General features: G+C 67.0%; 15 protein-coding genes. 3 read left to right on the plus strand and 12 right to left on the minus strand.

What is annotated here, in order from left to right; translation table 11 throughout:
- The first annotated feature begins 108 nt into the window (after positions 1-108).
- Both ACFQNJ_RS02770 and ACFQNJ_RS02775 read left to right on the plus strand, forming a co-directional pair.
- Positions 109-1,020, plus strand: coding sequence for a Tim44 domain-containing protein (locus ACFQNJ_RS02770; protein WP_382253680.1), 912 nt, complete (start codon positions 109-111; stop codon positions 1,018-1,020).
- A 127-nt stretch (positions 1,021-1,147) separates the two neighbouring features.
- Positions 1,148-1,753, plus strand: coding sequence for a hypothetical protein (locus ACFQNJ_RS02775; RefSeq protein ID WP_382253682.1), 606 nt, complete (start codon positions 1,148-1,150; stop codon positions 1,751-1,753).
- Between the two features lie 5 nt (positions 1,754-1,758).
- Here ACFQNJ_RS02775 and ACFQNJ_RS02780 read toward each other — a convergent pair whose 3' ends face one another.
- Both ACFQNJ_RS02780 and ACFQNJ_RS02785 read right to left on the minus strand, forming a co-directional pair.
- On the minus strand, positions 1,759-2,964 hold the full coding sequence (locus tag ACFQNJ_RS02780; RefSeq protein WP_382253684.1) for a tetratricopeptide repeat protein: 1,206 nt from the start codon (positions 2,962-2,964) through the stop codon (positions 1,759-1,761).
- Positions 2,965-2,972: 8 nt separating this feature from the next.
- Positions 2,973-3,737: an enoyl-CoA hydratase gene (locus ACFQNJ_RS02785; RefSeq protein WP_374640942.1), complete on the minus strand. Its 765-nt coding sequence runs from the start codon at positions 3,735-3,737 to the stop codon at positions 2,973-2,975.
- A gap of 164 nt (positions 3,738-3,901) precedes the next feature.
- On the opposite strand from ACFQNJ_RS02785, the gene ACFQNJ_RS02790 reads away from it, so the two are divergent.
- Entirely contained in the window at positions 3,902-6,178 is a 2,277-nt protein-coding gene (locus ACFQNJ_RS02790; RefSeq protein WP_382253687.1) for a patatin-like phospholipase family protein, read from the plus strand.
- 3 nt (positions 6,179-6,181) lie between these two features.
- Here ACFQNJ_RS02790 and ACFQNJ_RS02795 read toward each other — a convergent pair whose 3' ends face one another.
- The 10 genes from ACFQNJ_RS02795 to argB form a co-directional block, all read right to left on the minus strand.
- On the minus strand, positions 6,182-7,003 hold the full coding sequence (locus ACFQNJ_RS02795) for an acyl-CoA thioesterase (protein WP_382253688.1): 822 nt from the start codon (positions 7,001-7,003) through the stop codon (positions 6,182-6,184).
- A gap of 146 nt (positions 7,004-7,149) precedes the next feature.
- Positions 7,150-8,355, minus strand: coding sequence for an acetyl-CoA C-acyltransferase (locus tag ACFQNJ_RS02800; RefSeq protein ID WP_382253689.1), 1,206 nt, complete (start codon positions 8,353-8,355; stop codon positions 7,150-7,152).
- Between the two features lie 10 nt (positions 8,356-8,365).
- Positions 8,366-10,765, minus strand: coding sequence for a 3-hydroxyacyl-CoA dehydrogenase/enoyl-CoA hydratase family protein (locus tag ACFQNJ_RS02805; protein WP_382253690.1), 2,400 nt, complete (start codon positions 10,763-10,765; stop codon positions 8,366-8,368).
- 31 nt (positions 10,766-10,796) lie between these two features.
- Positions 10,797-11,228: a DUF2147 domain-containing protein gene (locus ACFQNJ_RS02810; protein WP_374640947.1), complete on the minus strand. Its 432-nt coding sequence runs from the start codon at positions 11,226-11,228 to the stop codon at positions 10,797-10,799.
- A 27-nt stretch (positions 11,229-11,255) separates the two neighbouring features.
- Complete coding sequence (locus ACFQNJ_RS02815) at positions 11,256-13,052, minus strand: acyl-CoA dehydrogenase C-terminal domain-containing protein (RefSeq protein ID WP_374640948.1); 1,797 nt, start codon at positions 13,050-13,052, stop codon at positions 11,256-11,258.
- Positions 13,053-13,104: 52 nt separating this feature from the next.
- Entirely contained in the window at positions 13,105-13,794 is a 690-nt protein-coding gene (locus ACFQNJ_RS02820) for a TetR/AcrR family transcriptional regulator (protein WP_382253693.1), read from the minus strand.
- A gap of 147 nt (positions 13,795-13,941) precedes the next feature.
- Positions 13,942-14,625, minus strand: a complete 684-nt coding sequence (slmA, locus tag ACFQNJ_RS02825) for a nucleoid occlusion factor SlmA (protein WP_382253694.1) — start codon at positions 14,623-14,625, stop codon at positions 13,942-13,944.
- 102 nt (positions 14,626-14,727) lie between these two features.
- Positions 14,728-16,206, minus strand: a complete 1,479-nt coding sequence (locus ACFQNJ_RS02830) for a sensor histidine kinase (protein ID WP_374640951.1) — start codon at positions 16,204-16,206, stop codon at positions 14,728-14,730.
- A gap of 1 nt (position 16,207) precedes the next feature.
- Complete coding sequence (locus ACFQNJ_RS02835; RefSeq protein WP_374640952.1) at positions 16,208-16,882, minus strand: response regulator transcription factor; 675 nt, start codon at positions 16,880-16,882, stop codon at positions 16,208-16,210.
- Positions 16,883-16,909: 27 nt separating this feature from the next.
- A complete protein-coding gene (gene argB, locus ACFQNJ_RS02840; protein WP_374640953.1) occupies positions 16,910-17,818 on the minus strand; it encodes an acetylglutamate kinase in 909 nt (302 codons plus the stop codon).
- Positions 17,819-17,824 lie beyond the last annotated feature (6 nt).

Consider the following 17,824-nt stretch of genomic DNA (forward strand, 5'->3'; position numbering starts at 1 on the left):
GGAATTCATTCAGATTTAATCGGAGTGTTGTTCAATTTTCATCTGGTTTTTGGTGATGAAAGAACCGGTTACCCTTCACAGGTCCCAATTTCCTTTCAGGAGACATCCATGAAAAAATTCCTTTCCCTGCTGGCCGTGGTGCTGACTCTGGGTCTGACCACGGTCGCCTTTGATGCCGAGGCCAAGCGCCTGGGTGGCAACAAGTCCCTGGGCATGAAGCGTGACGCGACGCCCGCCCAGTCGCCCAACACGCCTGCTGCCACGCCCAACGCCGCACCCGCGGCCGCAGGCGCTGCGGGTGCCGCCGCCGCGGCGGGTCGCAGCAAGTGGATGGGCCCTCTGGCCGGCATCGCTGCGGGTCTGGGTCTGGCTGCCCTGGCCTCCTACCTCGGTTTCGGCGAAGAGTTCGCCACCATGCTGCTGATCGGCCTGGCCGTGATGGTGGCGCTGGCGGTGATCGGCATGATCATGCGCAAGCGCGCCGCGCAGCAGGGCGGCGGCATGGCCTACGCCGGTGCGGGCGCTGGCGCGGGATCCGCCCAGCCGCAGACGGGCATGTTCCGCACGGGCGCTCAGGCGCAGTTTCCTGCCGCTGGTGGCGCATCGGGCGGTTCGATGATCGGTGCCAACCTGCAGGGCGGTGCTCCGCGCATCCCGGCCGATTTCGACGTGGGCAACTTCGTGCGCAACGCCAAGATCAACTTCATCCGCCTGCAGGCCGCCAACGACGCTGGCAACCTGGATGACCTGCGCGAGTTCACCACGCCCGAAATGTTCGCCGAGCTGCAGATGGACATCCGTGAGCGTGGCGCCGCTGCCCAGAAGACCGAGGTGCTGGACCTGGACGGCGACGTGCTGGAAGTGGTCGAGGAAGCCAACCGCTACATCGTCAGCGTGCGCTTCACCGGCTCGCTGCGCGAAGACGGCGAAGTGACCTCGGTCGACGAGATCTGGCACCTGACCAAGCCCCGTCAGGGCGCGGGCGGCTGGGTGCTGGCCGGCATTCAGCAGACCAGCTGATTAAAGGTTGTTGTCGGACGGACTGTCCGTGTGAGCGATCGCGCCGCACGGCGGAACGCCTCTTGAACCCCGGTGCCTCGCGGCCCGGGGTTTTTTTGCGTCTGGCGCCCGCGGCGACAATACCCGGATGGATATCTTTTTCATGGCCCTGGTGGTCGCCCTGGTCCTGACGGTCCTGAAGAACCACGAACAGCGCCAGCGCATCGCCCTGTTGGGCGCCCATCTCCAGCGCTTTCAGCTGGAGAAGCTGATCGAGGGACTGACCGAGGGCTACCTGCGGGCCTTTGGTGAAGCCGATGCGCAGCGGCGCGAGTCGGTGCTGGGCATGCTGGAGACCACCGAGCGCCTGCTGTCGGCCCAGCTGGACGATCTGTCGCGTGCCCTTCAGGGGCTGGATCCCGTTCAGGCGCGCATCAGCCACCTGCCCATCGCGCTGCCCTGGGCCACCCGCTGGCTGCCCTCGGCCACCTTTGACCTGCGCGAGATGGTGCGCCTGCATGCGACCGGGGTAGCGCAGGCGATCGCGAACGCCGATGGACTGTCACGCCGTGATCAGGCCTTCCGGGTGTCGGCCGAATTGCTGCTGTTCCAGCACACCTGCCACTGGTATTGCCGGTCCCGTGGAGTGGCGTCGGCACGGTTGCTGGCGCGTCACCGGACCAGCCACGAACAGGTGGTGGCGGCCGTGTCGCCCGCCACGCGGCAGGCCTACCTTCAACTGATCGGTGGCTGACGGGGCTAAGTCAGCGCGGGCTGAAGGTGCACGTACCAGCCCATGACCGGCCGGCCCTGATCCTTCCGCAGCGGGGCTTCCCACAGGCGGTCGATCCGCCAGCCGTGGGCTTGTGCCAGCTGTTCGATGTAGTGGCGCGAATGCGCGTAGCGCAGGTTCTCCTGCAGGCGCAGATCGTGACCCGGTGGGGCCTGTTCCACGGAGAACGCAAAGCAGCCCCCACGGGCGATGCAGGCCCGCGCGGCGGCCATCACCTCATCCAGGGCACCGACGTAGATGAACACATCGGCCGCCACGATCAGGTCTACCGGCATCGACGCCTGCTGTTGCAGGGCGCTCAGCAGATCGCCCTGGCTGACTCGCCGGTACAGGCCACTGGCCTGGGCCTGCGCCACCATCTGCGCCGACAGGTCCACCCCGTCGATGCGTGCGACGCGGCCCTGCAGGCGCCGGGCACACAGTCCGGTGCCGCAGCCCAGGTCCAGCATGTGCGAAAACTGGCGATCGCCCTCGCACAGCGGGTCCAGCAGAACCTCATGGGCCCGGTACTTCAGGGCGCGGACCAGGTGTGACTGGAACTCGGCGGCATAGTCGTCGAACAGGTTTTGCACGTAGCTGGCGGGCGGGTGGTCCAGCGTTTCACCCCGCACCGAGGCCAGGTAGAAGCGGTGCAGGGCCTCGTCGGCGCCATGGGCGAGGGCCTGTTCGAAGCTGTGGGCGGCCTCGGCCGGACGGCCCAGTTCGCGCAGCAGGCTGCCACGCTGGCTCCAGGCCTCGGCCAGCGTGGGATCCAGGTCCAGGGCCTGGTCCAGTGCGGCGACCGCGGCTTGCAGCTGCCCGGTGCGCCCGAGGCAATGGCCCAGGCTCAGCCACAGCGGCGCAGCCACCTGCGGGTGACGGCGTGTGCCTTCGCCCAGCGCCTGCGCGGCGAGCTCCCACTGACCCAGCGCCTCGGCGCTGAGGCCCAGCGCGAGCCAGGCCTCTGGCTGCTCAGGGTCCGCCTGGACGGTTTGCTGCAGTGGGCCGACGGCCTCGGCCTGCCGGTCCTGGCGCCAGAGCGTGATGCCCAGGTTCGCCAGGATCGAGGGGCGACCCGGTGCCAGCGCGAGGGCCTGCCGGTAGGCCTGTTCAGCCTGGGCCAGTCGCCCGGCCTGGGCATGCTCGTTGCCCTGGAGGAACAGGTCCCGGGCCTGGGCGAGCGCGTCGCTCATGCGATTGCTCAGACGGCCGAAAAGTCCGGCTTGCGGCGTTCCATGAAGGCGGTGAAGGCTTCGCGGGCAGCGGGCTCGCGCAGCATCCGGCCAAAGCTCTGGCCCTCTTCGGCGATGGTCTTCATCACCAGACCCGCCTGACCCTGCTTCATGAGGCGCTTGGTCTCCACCAGTGAGCTCAGGGGCTTGGCGGCCAGCTTGCGCGCCACGCCCTGGGCATAGGCAGCCGCTTCGCTGGGGGGCAGCACGCGGTTGACCAGGCCCACTTCCAGGGCGGCCTCGGCCATGAACGGGTCGCCCAGCAGCAGGGCCTCGGCCGCACGGTGATAGCCCATCATCTGCGGCACCAGCAGGCTGGACGCCGCCTCGGGGCACAGGCCCAGGTTCACGAAGGGCATGGAAAACGCCGCGTTGTCTCCGGCGTAGACCAGGTCGCAATGGAACAGCAGGGTCGTGCCGATGCCCACGGCCGGGCCGCAGACCGCCGCCAGCACGGGCTTGGGGAAGCTGGCAATGGCGCGCAGGAATCGGAACACCGGCGAGTCTTCGGTGGCGGGCGGGTTGTTCAGGAAGTCGGCGATGTCGTTGCCGGCGCTGAACACGGTCTCGTGGCCCTGGAACACGATGCAGCGCACCGAGCTGTCGTTCGCGGCGGCTTCCAGCGCGTCCGCCAGCGCGGCGTACATGGCGGCGGTGATGGAGTTCTTCTTGTCGGGGCGGTTGAAGGTCAGCGTGGTGACGCCGGCCTCGTGGTGGGTCAGGATGTCGCTCATGGTGTGGTCGTTGGATGTGGTCGTGCCGGAGGGCACGGTGACGGGCGAGCGCAAAGGTATCACGACCCGGGGGCGCCTGTCTGGAGAGTCCTGCCCAACCGGCGACAGTGCACGGGTCCGCCCCTACACTGCGTGTCATCCGATTCCGTCCACAGGCTGGTGCCATGCCCTTGAGCCGTCATCTCGTTGTTTTGTTTCTGCTGCTCGGTGTCTGTCTGTCCGTCTCCCGGGCGCAGCAGGCTGGCACGGCCAACGCCGCCGCCACGCCTGCCCGGCCCAAGGTGGCCCTGGTGCTCTCGGGTGGGGGCGCGCGGGGGCTGGCCCATGTGGGCGTGCTCAAGGTGCTGGAGCAGTCCCGGGTGCCGGTGGACATGGTGGTGGGCACCTCGATGGGGGCCATCATCGGCGGGCTGTATGCGGCGGGCATGAGCCCCGATGAGCTGGAGCGGCAGGTCGCGCAGCTGGACTGGGGAGGGCTCTTCGAGCGCCGCGAACCCCGGCAACTGCTGTCGCAGCGCAGCAAGGAGGAGGACTTCGAGCTGGCGCCCCTGATGCAGCTGGGCTTTCGGGATGGCGAGTTCCGCCTGCCAACAGGCGCGGTGTCCACCCGCTCCCTGGAGATGCTGCTGCGTCGCCACACCCTTCCGGTGCGGCATCTGGCCAGCTTTGATGGCCTGCCATTGCCGTTTCGCGCGGTCGCCACCGACATGGAGACCGGTGAGGCGGTCGTGCTCGACCACGGCGATCTGGCCGCGGCCTTGCGCGCCAGCATGTCGGTGCCAGGGGTCTTCTCGCCCCTGGAGATCAATGGCCGCATCCTCGGGGATGGCGGCCTGGTGGACAACCTGCCGGTGGAGGTGGCGCGCCGGATGGGGGCGGACGTCGTCATCGCGGTGAACATCGGCACCCCCCTGGCCGGCCGGGAGACACTCGGGACGCTGCTGGGCATCACGGCCCAGATGGTCAATATCCTGACCGAGCAGAACGTCCGACGCAGCATCGACCTGTTGACTACCCGCGACCTGCTGCTGCAGCCGCCGCTGGGCGAGTTGACTTCAGCGGACTTCGACAAGGCCTCTGACCTGGTGGCGCTGGGCGAGCGGTACGCCGAGTCGGTGCGAGTGGCCATCGAGCGCTTCTCGCAGGAGCCGATGGTCTACGCCCAATGGAAGTTGCAGCGCGATGCCCACCTGGCCCTCTTGACCGAGCGGGGTGGACGCCTGGGGCAGGTCCGGTTCGAGGGCGTGCAGGGCGAGCGGCTGCGTCAGCTGGAGCGGCTGGTCGAATCCCGGCCCGGTCAAGCGCTGGATGTCGATCGCATCGAACGCGACGTTCGCCAACTGGCGGCCACGGGCGACTACGAGCGGGTGGACTACCGCCTGGAGCGCCTGCCGGAGCAGGCCGACGAGGCCCTGGTGGTGCAGCTGCGCGAGAACGGGTGGGGGCCCAACTACCTGGGGTTGGGCCTGGATCTGCGCACCGACTTTGACGGTCAGTCGGCCTTCAACCTCCGGCTGCACCACACGCGCCGCTGGCTGAGCGAGGGTGGGTCGGAGTGGCGCTCCAGGGTCCAGCTGGGGAGCAACCTGCAGGCATCGTCCGAAATCTATCAGCCGATCGATGCGGCCGAGGGTCGCTTCGTGTCGGCCTACGGTGCAGCGGGCCTGCGCCGGGCCGACATCTTCGATGAGAACGGGGAGGCGGCGGCCATCATCAAGCGCCGCAGTGTGGACGTGGGGGTGGACTATGGCATGCCGTTCGGCGTGCTGGGCCGCATCGGCGAGTTGCGGGTGGGCTGGTTCGAGTCGTGGCGCCACACGCGGCCCGAACTGGTGGGGGGCTCGATTGCTGGCTATGACCATCTGCTGGTCCAGCGCTGGAGAGAGTCGGGACTGCGGCTGGCGCTGGTGGCCGACCAGCTGGACTACGCCAACTTTCCCTCGGAAGGCTATCGCCTCAAGACCGAGCTGATGACCGGCCGGCGGCGTGTGGAGGGCCTGCCGCGTGAACGCCTGCACCGGGTCGAGGCCTCGGCCGTCTACGCCCACAGCTGGGGACGTCACACCGTCAACCTGGGGACCCGACTGGCGCGGGTGAACCAGTTGCCGGTGGGGGCATTGGACGAGTACTCGCTGGGGGGCTTCCAGCAACTCTCGGGCTATCGCATCGGGCAGGTGATTGGCAGCCGCCTGGCCTTTGGCCGCCTGACCTACTACCACCGGCAGGACTGGGTCACGGGCGTGGCGCGGGCGGTGTTCCTGGGTGGCTCGATCGAGGCAGGGAATGCCTGGCAAAGCGGTGAGGACGTGAGCCTGCGCAAGCTGCGCTGGGGGAGCAGCCTGTTCGTCGGCGCGGACACCGCCCTGGGCCCCCTGTATCTGGGTCTGGTCAGTGCGCCCAAGGGCTACACGGGCCTGTATCTGTTCCTGGGCAGGCCGTAGCCCTCACTCCTTGTAGTACACGACCTGATGGCTGGTGGCCAGCAGGTGGCCGCTCTCGCTCCAGAGCTGCGCGGTCTGGTCGAAGAAGCCGTTGCGAAAAGCCTGGGCGCGTGCCTGGCCCAGCACCCAGCCGTGTCCGCATTCGGCCAGCTGCGCCGAACCCGCGTGGAAATACACCGTCATCGACACCGTGCCCGCCGGTACCCAGGTGGCCCGGCGCAGCCAGATGCGCGGGAAGAACACATCGGCCAGCGCGGCCAGGCTGCACAGGTCGATGGCGCGGGCAGGGGTATCCCGCATCCACAGGCGCGAGAGACTGTGGCTGCCGCTGCCGTCCCACTGCGACGGAATGGCGCCCTCAATGGGCCGCATCTCGTACCGCTTGATCCACTCCACCGGACTTGGCACGGCGTAGGGCGGCACATCGCCGGGCGAAGGCACGGCGGGCATGGGCTCGTCGTCCACGCTCCAGGTATCCCGCCGTGCGGCGGTCACTGCGGAGGCCGTGACCACGGTTTGCACCGCACCGGCTGCGTCGGGCTGGGTGATGCTCATGACCCAGTGCTGGGTCGACCGGTTGGTACGAACTGGCTCGACGCGCAGATCGAACGGACCATCGTTCAGCGCCGCGGCATAGTTCACCGTGAGCGACAGCGGCTCGCCCAGCAGCGCCGGGTGCTGCATGACCCCGTGAAGCACCGTGGCGGCGGTGATGCCACCGTAGGGCCCGATCATGTTGGCGTAGGCGGGTGAGGTGGCACCGCTGTAGGTGCCCTCACCCGTGGCGGTCAGCGCGATGGCCTGGTCGAAGACGTGTTTGCTCATGTCCCTAGTGTGCAGATAGCGTCTGTAAATCCCAGTCGTCTGGGTGACGATGTGTCTCGATCCAGGGCACCGCGGAACCGGCTTTGCCGGGCCGCCAGTGCCGCCCCCTTTCAGGGGGTGACGCGAAGCGGCGCGGGGGTGGGTCGTCAGACCCTTTCAAAAATACCGGCGGCGCCCTGGCCCATGCCCACGCACATGGTCACCATGCCGTACTTCTTGTTGTGGCGCTTGAGGGCATGCACCACGGTGGCCGAACGGATGGCGCCAGTGGCGCCCAGCGGATGACCCAGCGCGATGGCGCCGCCCATGGGGTTGACCTTGGCCGGGTCCAGGCCCAGGGTGTTCATGACCGCCAGCGACTGCGCCGCGAAGGCCTCGTTCAGTTCGAACCAGTCGATGTCGTCCTGCTTGAGGCCCGCGTACTTCAGTGCGGCCGGAATCGCCTCGACCGGGCCGATGCCCATGATGTGCGGCGGCACACCACGGCTGGCGTAGCTGACGAATCGGGCCAGTGGCGTGAGGTTGTAGCGCTTGAGCGCGGCCTCGCTCACCAGGATCAGCGCGCCGGCGCCATCGCTGGTCTGCGAGCTGTTGCCGGCCGTCACCGAGCCGCGAGCGGCGAACACGGTGCGCAGCTTGGCCAGGCCTTCGAGCGTGGTGTCGGGGCGCGCGCCTTCGTCCAGGCTGACGGTGCGGGTGCGGGTGCTGATCTCGGCCGAGGCCAGGTCGACGCTGCGCTCGATGACTTCGACGGGGGTGATTTCGTCGGTGAACTCACCGGCCTTCATGGCGGCCACCGCGCGGGCGTGCGACTGCACAGCGAATGCGTCCTGTGCGTCGCGGCTGACCTTCCATTGCTGGGCCACCTTCTCCGCCGTCAGGCCCATGCCGTAGGCGATGCCATAGCTCTCGATGTCGTCGGTGTTGCGGAAGATGGTGGGCGAGAGGCTGGGGCTGTTGCCCATCATGGGCACCATGCTCATGCTCTCGGTACCGGCGGCGATCATCACGTCGGCCTCACCGACGCGGATGCGGTCGGCCGCCATCGCCACCGCCGACAGGCCCGAGGCGCAGAAGCGGTTGACGGTGATGCCGCCCACGGTGTTGGGCAGACCGGCCAGGATGGCACCGATGCGCGCCACGTTCAGGCCCTGCTGGGCTTCGGGGATGGCGCAGCCGGCGATCACGTCTTCCACAGCCTTGGGGTCCAGGTTCGGTACCTGGGCCATGGCCGAGCGCAGCGCATGGGCCAGCAGGTCGTCCGGACGCAGGTGCTTGAACGAGCCCTTGTGCGAACGGCCGATGGGCGTGCGGGTGGCGGCGACGATGTAAGCGTCTTGAATCTGTTTCATGTTCGGTTCCTCAGTTGCGCACGGGCTTGCCGGTGTTGAGCATGCCCAGGATGCGCTCGTGGGTCTTCGGGTGTTCGATCAGGGCGCAGAAGGCCTGACGTTCCAGCGTCATCAGGTACTCCTCGCTCACCAGGGTGCCGGACTCGACATCGCCGCCAGTCACCACGTTGGCGATCAGGCTGGCAATGTGGAAGTCGTGCTGGCTGATGAATCCGCCGTCGCGCATGTTGACCAGCTGGCCCAGGATGGTGGCCTTGCCGTCACGTCCCGCCACCGGGAACAGGCGCTTGTGCGGTGCGCGGTAGCCACCCTTGAACAGGGACTTGGCTTCGTTGATGGCCACATGCAGCACCTCGTCCTTGTGCGGGACGATCAGGTCCGAATCGAGCAGGTAGCCGATGGCGCGCGACTCGATGGCGCTGGTGCCGACCTTGGCCATGGCCGCGGCGGTGAATCCCTCAGTCAGGAAAGGCAGCAGGTCCTTGCCGGTGGAGGTCTTCGCATTCTCGGCCGCACGGCGGGCAATGTAGGTCAGGCCGCCGGCACCCGGGATCAGGCCCACGCCCACTTCCACCAGACCGACATAGGTTTCCATGTGGGCCACGCGGCGGGCGCTGTGCACCGCCAGTTCGCAGCCACCACCCAGCGCCAGGCCACGCATGGCGCTGATGACGGGCACGTTGGCGTAGCGCAGGCGCAGCATCATCTGCTGCATGAAGCCTTCGGCGTCTTCCACCGCGGCCACGCCCACCGCCATGAAGGCGGGCAGCAGGGCCTGCAGGTCGGCGCCGGCGCTGAACGGCTCGTCGCCCGACCAGATCACCAGGCCCTGGTACTCGGCCTCGGCCAGATCGATGGCGGCCATCAGGCCTTCACAGACTTCTGGGCTGAGGGTATGCATCTTGGTCTTGATGCTGGCGATCAGCACCTCACCATCCAGCGTCCAGGTGCGCAGGTTGCGGTCTTCGCTGACTGTCGTGCCGGCGGTCTCGAACTTCGGACCGGCTTCGCCCAGCAGCAACTCGGGGAAGTGCTGGCGCTCGTAGACCGGCAGGCTGCGGCGCGCTTCGAACACGCCCTTGGACGGGTTCCACGAACCCTGGGCGGTGTGCACGCCACCGGCCTCGGCCACCGGGCCCTTGAACACCCAGTCAGGCAGCGGGGCCTTGCACAGCGCCTTGCCTGCGTCGATGTCCTCCTGGATCATCTTCGCCACTTCCAGCCAGCCGGCTTCCTGCCAGAGCTCGAAGGGGCCCTGCTTCATGCCGAAGCCCCAGCGCATGGCCTGGTCGACATCACGCGCGGTCTCGGCGATCGAGGCCAGGTGCACCGCGGCGTAGTGGAAGCCGTTGCGCAGGATGGCCCACAGGAACTGGCCCTGCGGTCCTTCGCTGTTGCGCAGCAGTTTCAGGCGTTCGGCAGCCGGCTTCTTCAGCATGCGGCCGTACACCTCGTCGGCCTTCTGGCCGCCCGGCACGTATTCGCCACTCTCCAGCTCAAAACGCAGCACGTCACGGCCGACCTTCTTGTAGAAGCCCGCCTTGGTCTTCTGGCCCAGGTGGCCTTTCTCGATCAGGGTCTTGAGCACCTCGGGCGTACCGAAGCTGCCGTAGAACGGATCGGTCTGCTCGTTCAGGTTGTCCTGCAGCGTCTTGATGACGTGGGCCATGGTGTCCAGGCCGACCACGTCCGCGGTGCGGAAGGTGCCGCTGGAGGCGCGTCCCAGGCGTTTGCCGGTCAGGTCGTCGACCACGTCGTAGGTCAGGCCGAAGTTCTCGACCTCTTTCATCGTCGCCAGCATGCCGGCGATGCCGATGCGGTTGGCGATGAAGTTGGGCGTGTCCTTGGCGCGCACCACACCCTTGCCCACACCGCTGGTCACAAAGGACTCCAGGTCGTCCAGGATCTGCGGCTGCGTGGTCGGCGTGGCAATCAGCTCCACCAGCGTCATGTAGCGCGGCGGGTTGAAGAAGTGGATGCCGCAGAAGCGCGGCTTGATCGACGCGGGCAGCGCCTCGGACAGCTTGGTGATCGACAGCCCCGAGGTGTTCGACGCGACGATGGCGTGTTCCGCGACGAAGGGCGCGATCTTCTGGTACAGGTCCAGCTTCCAGTCCATGCGCTCGGCAATCGCCTCGATGATGAGGTCGCACTCGCGCAGCTGCTCCATGTGCTCTTCGTAGTTGGCCTGGCCGATCAGATCGGCGTCGGCCGCCACGCCCAGGGGCGAGGGCTTGAGCTTCTTGAGGTTGTCGATGGCGCGCGTGACGATGCCGTTCTTCGGGCCTTCCTTGGCGGGCAGGTCGAACAGAACCACCGGCACCTTGACGTTGACCAGGTGCGCAGCAATCTGCGCGCCCATCACGCCAGCGCCGAGCACGGCGACTTTCTTCACTTGGAATCGTTTCATGGGTGTTCCGTATTGGCAGTGGGCAGCGGCGTCACTGGACGCGCTGCCAGATCTGGGTCCGGTAGAAAGGGCCGATGTAGCCGCGTACCTGCAGCTTGCGGCCCTCTTCCAGCGGTGTCATGCGCAAGGTGTATTCCTTGCCGTTCTCGGGGTCGAGGATCTTGCCGCTCTCCCACAGGTTGCCGTCACCGGATTTCTTCGCGCCGCGAATGATCTCCATGCCGACCTTGGGTTTGTCCTTGCGGTCGTCGGTGCAGGCGGTGCAGTTGGGTTCGCTGCTGGTGATCAGCGATCGCTCGATCTTTCCGGTCAACACCCCCTGGGGGCTGGACACGATGCGGATCTCGGCCTTGGCCTGTCCGGTGCTGTCGTCGATGTTGCGCCACAGGCCCTCGGGCGTCATCTGCGCCAGCGCCCAGGCGGGCATCAGGCTCAGTCCAATGATCGTCAGTGTTGTTTTCATCGTGTCTGTCTCCTCAGGGGTGCGCGATCAGGCCAGGGCTGCGTCGGTGTCCATCAGCGCCTTGCTGCCGGCGCGTGCGGTGCGCATCAGCGTCGCGGTCTCGGGGAACAGCTTGGCGAAGTAGAAGCGGGCCGTCTGCAGCTTGGCCACGTAGAACGGGTCGGTGTTGCCGGCCGCAATCTGGCGCAGCGCCACCTGGGCCATGCGGGCGAAGAAGTAGCCGAACACCAGGTGGCCGGCCACGCGCAGGTAGTCCACCGCAGCGGCACCGACCTCATCGGCGTTGCGCATGCCCTTGAAGCCGATCTCCATGGTGAACTTGGTGATCTGGTCGCCCAGCACCGCCAGCGGGTTGATGAACTCGGCCATCTTCTCGTTGACGCCTTCTTCTTCCACCAGTGCGCCCACCAGCTTGCCGAACTTCTTGAGCGTGGCGCCCTGGTTGCCCAGCACCTTGCGGCCCAGCAGGTCCAGCGATTGCACGGTGTTCGTGCCTTCGTAGATCATGTTGATGCGGGCATCGCGCACGAACTGCTCCATGCCCCACTCCTTGATGTAGCCATGGCCGCCGAAGACCTGCTGGCACATCACGGTCGCTTCAAAGCCGTTGTCGGTCAGGAAGGCCTTGATGATCGGGGTCAGCAGAGCCAGCATTTCGCCGGAGTCCTTGCGCACCTTCTCGTCCGGGTGGTTCAGTTCCTTGTCCAGCAGCAGCGCGCAGTAGATGGCCAGCGCGCGGCCACCTTCGGCGTAGGCCTTGGCGGTCAGCAGCATCTTGCGCACGTCGGGGTGCACGATGATGGGGTCGGCATCCTTGTCCTTGGCCTTGGTGCCCGAGAGGCTGCGCATCTGGATGCGGTCCTTGGCGTAGGCCAGGGCGTTCTGGTAGGCCACCTCGGTCAGGCCCAGCGACTGGTTGCCCACGCCCAGACGCGCGGCGTTCATCATCACGAACATGGCGGCCAGACCCTTGTTGGGCTCGCCGACCATGGTGCCGACGGCGCCGTCCAGGATCATCTGGCAGGTGGCGTTGCCATGGATGCCCATCTTGTGCTCCAGGCCGCCGCAGTAAATGGCGTTGCGCTCACCGACGCTGCCGTCGGCGTTGACCTTGAACTTGGGGACCAGGAACAGGCTGATGCCCTTGCTGCCCTTGGGGGCGTCAGGCAGTCGGGCCAGCACCAGGTGCACGATGTTCTCGGTGAAGTCGTGTTCGCCGGCGGAGATGAAGATCTTCTGGCCGGTGATCTTGTAGCTGCCATCGGCCTGGGGTTCGGCCTTGGTGCGCAGCATGCCCAGGTCGGTGCCGCAGTGCGGCTCGGTCAGGCACATGGTGCCGGTCCACTCGCCGCTGGTCAGTTTGGGCAGGTACAGGGCTTTCTGCTCGGGGGTGCCGTGGGCGTGCAGGCACTCGTAGGCGCCGTGGCTCAGGCCCGGGTACATCGTCCAGGCCTGGTTGGCCGAGTTCATCATCTCGTAGAAGCACTGGTTGACCACGAAAGGCAGACCCTGGCCGCCGTACTCGGGGTCGCAGGACAGCGCGGCCCAGCCACCTTCCAGGTATTTGGCATAGGCTTCCTTGAACCCGGTCGGCGTCTTGACCTCGTGGGTTGCCTTGTCGAGCTGGCAACCCTCGGCATCACCGCTGATGTTCAGCGGGAACACGATCTCGGCCGCGAACTTGCCGCCTTCCTCCAGCACGGCGTTGATGGTGTCGGCGTCGGTCTCGGCGTGCGAGGGCAGGGCCTTGAGCTCGGCCTCGACATTGAGCACCTCGTGCATCACAAACTGCATGTCGCGCAGGGGCGGGTTGTAGACGGGCATGGGTTGACTCCTGTGGTGGTCTGTGAAGAAACGAAAAGGAAAAGCGCGCGGCTCAGGCAGTTTTGCTGCTGCGGCGGCGCACGGAGGGGTGGTCAGCCTGCGAGGGCGGGCTGTAGCGGGAAACGATGCCGTCGAAAGCCACGACGGCCCGCTTGAGCGACTGCGGGCTGCGCAGGAAGCGGGCCTCGTAGTGGAGGGCGAGGATCAGCGCGTGGATCTCGAATCCCATTTGCGCCGCATCCGTGTCGGGACGCAAGTGACCTTCTTCGACGGCGATGTCGATGGCCCGGTGCATGGCCGAGAGCCAGGTGTTGACCGACCCGGCCAGTGCGTCCCGCACGGGGCCCGGCCGGTCGTCGAATTCAACCGCGCCGCTGATGTAGATACAGCCCGAGTCGATTTCCACCGAGGTGCGCTTCATCCAGTTGTCGAACAGCGCACGCAAACGGGGCAGGCCACGCGGAAACGACATGGCCGGGTAAAACACCTCTTCCTCGAAGCGTGTGTGGTACTCGCGGACCACGGAGATCTGGAGCTCCTCGCGCGAGCCGAAGTGGGCGAACACGCCCGACTTGCTCATCTGCATCACCTCGGCCAGCGCGCCGATGGACAGGCCCTCCAGGCCGATCTGCGTGGCCAGGCCCAGCGCGGCGTCAACGATGGCAGCCTTGGTCTGCTGGCCTTTCTGCAGCGGCTTGCTGTCCTGGCGTGCGAGGCGGCGCGGGCTGGGGGAGACGCTCATGGGTGTCGGATGGCAGGGTGAGAACAGGTGGACCGATGAAATCGAACGGTCGTGCTATTTTTACCCAAATTCCGTCACCTGTGTGACGCCACGCGCCAATGTAGGGAAATTGTCTAGAGCCGCCTCCCTAATCGGCGGCATTGGCCGTCACAGGCGGCCCTGGGGCATCAGCAGGTTCAGCGCGTGCTCCAGATGCTCTCCCGGCAGGCGCCGGAAGCCGCTGCGGGCATAGCGCAGCAGCCGACCGACACAAAAGGCGGTGATGGCCGACGCATCGGCCTGGACATCGACCGAGGGGGTGGACGAGGTGGTGAGTACCGAGGCTTCGCGCAGGTTCTGGCGCAGGCTGGCTTCGATCTTGTCGAAAAACAGGTTCATGCGCTGTTGCAGGCGTTCGTTCTCGTACACCAGCGCATCCCCCACCATCACGCGGGTCATGCCGGGGTTCTTTTCGCCGAACTGCAACAGCAGGGCCACCAGGCGCCGGCAGCGCTGCAAGGGATCGGCCTCGCGGTCATTGACCTGCTGAACCAGGCCGAAGACCGACTGCTCGATGAAGTCGATCAGGGCTTCGAACATCTGCGCCTTGCTGGCGAAGTGGCGGTACAGGGCTGCCTCGCTGACGTCCAGGCGGGCGGCCAGGGCCGCCGTCGTGATTCTTTCGGTGCCCGGTTGTTCGAGCATGCTGGCCAGGGTCTGCAGGATCTGCACACGGCGCTCTCCCGGACGAGGACGCTTGCGCGCCGGGGATTCCGAGCCTGGAGTCTCCGCACCTGTGGTCGAGAGTTCGGGTTCGGCAGTCGTCGAAGGCTCGGGTGCGCTGGAAGTCATGGTGAGCAATCCGTGGTCTGTGACGGGTGGCCGGCCCGCGGCCCGGGTATCGGTATCCCCTGAAACATTTTCGCACAGGCCTTCGGGCACCCGATCCGGTCCTCAGTGAGCGCCCTCCAGCCTGACCCGTATGCACAGCCCGCGCCCTTGCGCGCCAGGCCGCAGGTTCAGTTGCGTGTGGTGGGTGCGCGCGATCTCGTCGGCAATGGCCAGCCCCAACCCGTTGCCCTCGCCGGCCGTACCCGGCACCCGGTAGAAGCGCTGCAGTGCCTTGTCGATTTCGTGTGCGGGAATGCCGGGACCGTCGTCCTCCACCTCCAGCCAGGCCTCCCGGGCCCCGCTGGCGCTCAGGCTCTGCCCGCAGCGCAGGGTCACGCTGCCGCCACACGGGGTGTACTTGATGGCGTTGTCCACCAGGTTGATGAGCAGTTCCCGAAGCAGCCACGCATGACCGCGTGCCAGGGCGGGCAAAGCCTCCAGCCCCAGGTCGATCTGCTTGTCCGCCGCCTGGTCCAGATACAGCGCCAGAATGTTCTCGGACAGCTCGCGCAGGTCCACCTGCTGCAGCGGCTGCGTGTCCGCGCTGGCCGCATCGGCGCGGGACAGCGCCAGCAACTGGTTGGCCAGCTGGGAGGTGCGCCGGGTGGCATCCCTCAGGCGACGGACCTGCTCCACGGGCAAGGCAATCGAGTCCCCCGCCGTGGCGCTGCGCGAAGCCTGGGCCCAGGCCTCGACCTGGGACTGCAGGCCCGCCAGCGGGGTGCGCAACTGGTGTGCCGCGTCGGCCACGAAACGCCGCTGGGCTTCGCTCTGCGCATTGACCAGACCGAACAGCCGGTTCAGGGCCAGCACCAGCGGGCGCACTTCGGCCGGTGCGTGTTCACCATCGATCGGGCTGAGGTCACGCGGTGAGCGCCGCTCCACCGCCAGCTTCAGGTCCAGCAGCGGCCGCATCGCCCGTGACACGGCCCAGGTCACGCCGACACCCGCCACCAGCAGCAGGAGCAAATTGGGTAGAAGCACCCTGAGCAGGACCGAATGGAGCCATTGCTGCCGGGCATCCGAGCCGTCGGCCAGCATCAGGATCAGGTCTCCCGCCGCCGATCCGCTGCGCTGGGCCACCACCCGGTAGGTGATGCCTCCCTCGACCACGCTCAGGAACTCCGGTTCCGTCGTCGAAGGCAGGACGGTGGGCAACCAGGTGTCACCCAGCAGCGGCACCCCGTTGGCATCCAGAATGGCATAGGCCGCGTAGCCCTCCTGCTCCTTCAGGAACTCCTCCACCGGGGGCGCCAGCAGCAGGACCAGGCCGGGCCGCTGTGCCTCGATCGGCTCGCCATTTTCGCGACCCGCCAGTCGCTCGCCGGCGCGGGCGGTCACCACCACGGAGTCCGCCAGCAGCGGGATGAGCTTCTGCAGGCGCTGGTCCTGTTGCTGGGCGATGTTGCCGGCGCTCTGGTAGTGCAGCACGCCGCTGAGCAGTCCGAGCATGCCCAGGGGCAGCAACAGCAGGAGCAGCAGGCGTCGCTGCAGGCCCCACAGCACGCCGCGCTGGGCGTCGGCCTGGTCAGGTGCCTGCATGTCAGCTGCCGGCAGCCAGTTCCAGCCGGTAGCCGAAACCCCGGATCGAGCGCAGCGCCACGCCGGCGGGATCAAGCTTGGCGCGAAGCCGGGAGATGTACACCTCGATGGCGTTGGGCGTGATCTCCTTGTCCCATCCGGTGAGGGCCGCCAGCAGCTTGTCCTTGGCGGCCGGTTTGGGCGCCTGCAGCAGCAGGTACTCCAGCACGGACCATTCGCGCGGCCCCAGTTCCATGAGCTGTCCGGCCAGGGTGACCCGCCGGTGCGCGGTGTCCATCTCCAGCGGCCCGAAGCTGAGGACAGCCGACGTGGCGGCCTGTGACCGACGCAGCAGGGCCCTCAGGCGGGCCAGCAACTCGGGCAGCTCAAAGGGTTTGAGCATGTAGTCATCGGCCCCCAGGTCCAGCCCCTGCACGCGGTCCTGCAAGGCATCTCGCGCCGTGAGGATGAGGACCGGCATGGTGCAGCCGCTGGCACGGATGCGCTGTGTCAGCTGCAGGCCGTCCATACCGGGCAACCCGATGTCGACGATGGCCAGGTCGAAGCTCTCGGCCTCCAGGGCCTGCACGGCGCGCTCACCGCTGCCGACCCAGTCTACCGTGTAGCCGGCATCGCACAGCCCCAGCTTCATGCCGCTGGCCACCATCACATCGTCTTCAACCAGAAGGAGTCGCATGGCGTCAGCGCTGACGTTTTGGTGCCATCATCCCTTGATCATGGTGCCGAACGGCTGGTCGCCCAGCACCTCCAGCAGCAGCGCATGCGGCACCCGGCCGTCGATGATGTGCACAGCGTGCACGCCACTCTTGGCCGCGTCCAGCGCACCGGCAATCTTGGGAATCATGCCGCCACTGATGGTGCCGTCGGCACAGAGTTCGTCGATGCGGCGGGCCGTCAGCTCGGTCAGCAGCTCACCGGCCTTGTCCAGCACGCCGCGGATGTTGGTCAGCATCAGCAGCTTTTCGGCCTGCAGCACGGTCGCCAGCTTGGCCGCCACCACGTCGGCGTTGATGTTGTAGCTCTCGTTGTGCTCGCCGAAACCGATGGGGCTGACCACCGGAATGAATTGGTCGTCCTGCAGGGCCTTGACCACCGAGGGGTCGATCGACACGATGTCGCCCACCTGGCCGACATCGTGTTCGACGGACGGGTTCTGCTGATCCGACAGGCGCAGCTTGCGCGCGCGGATCATGGCGCCATCGCGGCCCGTCAGGCCCACCGCCTTGCCGCCGGCCGCGTTGATCAGGCCGACGATGTCCTGCTGCACCTCGCCGCCCAGCACCCATTCGACCACTTCCATGGTTTCGGCATCGGTCACCCGCATGCCCTGGATGAACTGCCCCTTCTTGCCCAGGCGCTGCAGCAACGTCTCGATCTGCGGGCCACCGCCATGCACCACCACCGGGTTGATGCCCACCAGCTTGAGCAGCACCACGTCCTCGGCAAAGGCCTGCTGCAGGGCGGGGTCGGTCATGGCGTTGCCGCCGTACTTGATGACCATCGTCTTGCCGTGGTACTTGCGGATGTACGGCAGAGCCTGGGCCAGGATCTCGGCCTTCTCCATGGGCTGGACATGGGACAGATCGACGGGCGTGTGGTTCGGGCTGGTCATGGTGGG

It is taken from the genome of Hydrogenophaga bisanensis (genome assembly GCF_042665135.1).
Classification (GTDB): domain Bacteria; phylum Pseudomonadota; class Gammaproteobacteria; order Burkholderiales; family Burkholderiaceae_C; genus Hydrogenophaga; species Hydrogenophaga bisanensis.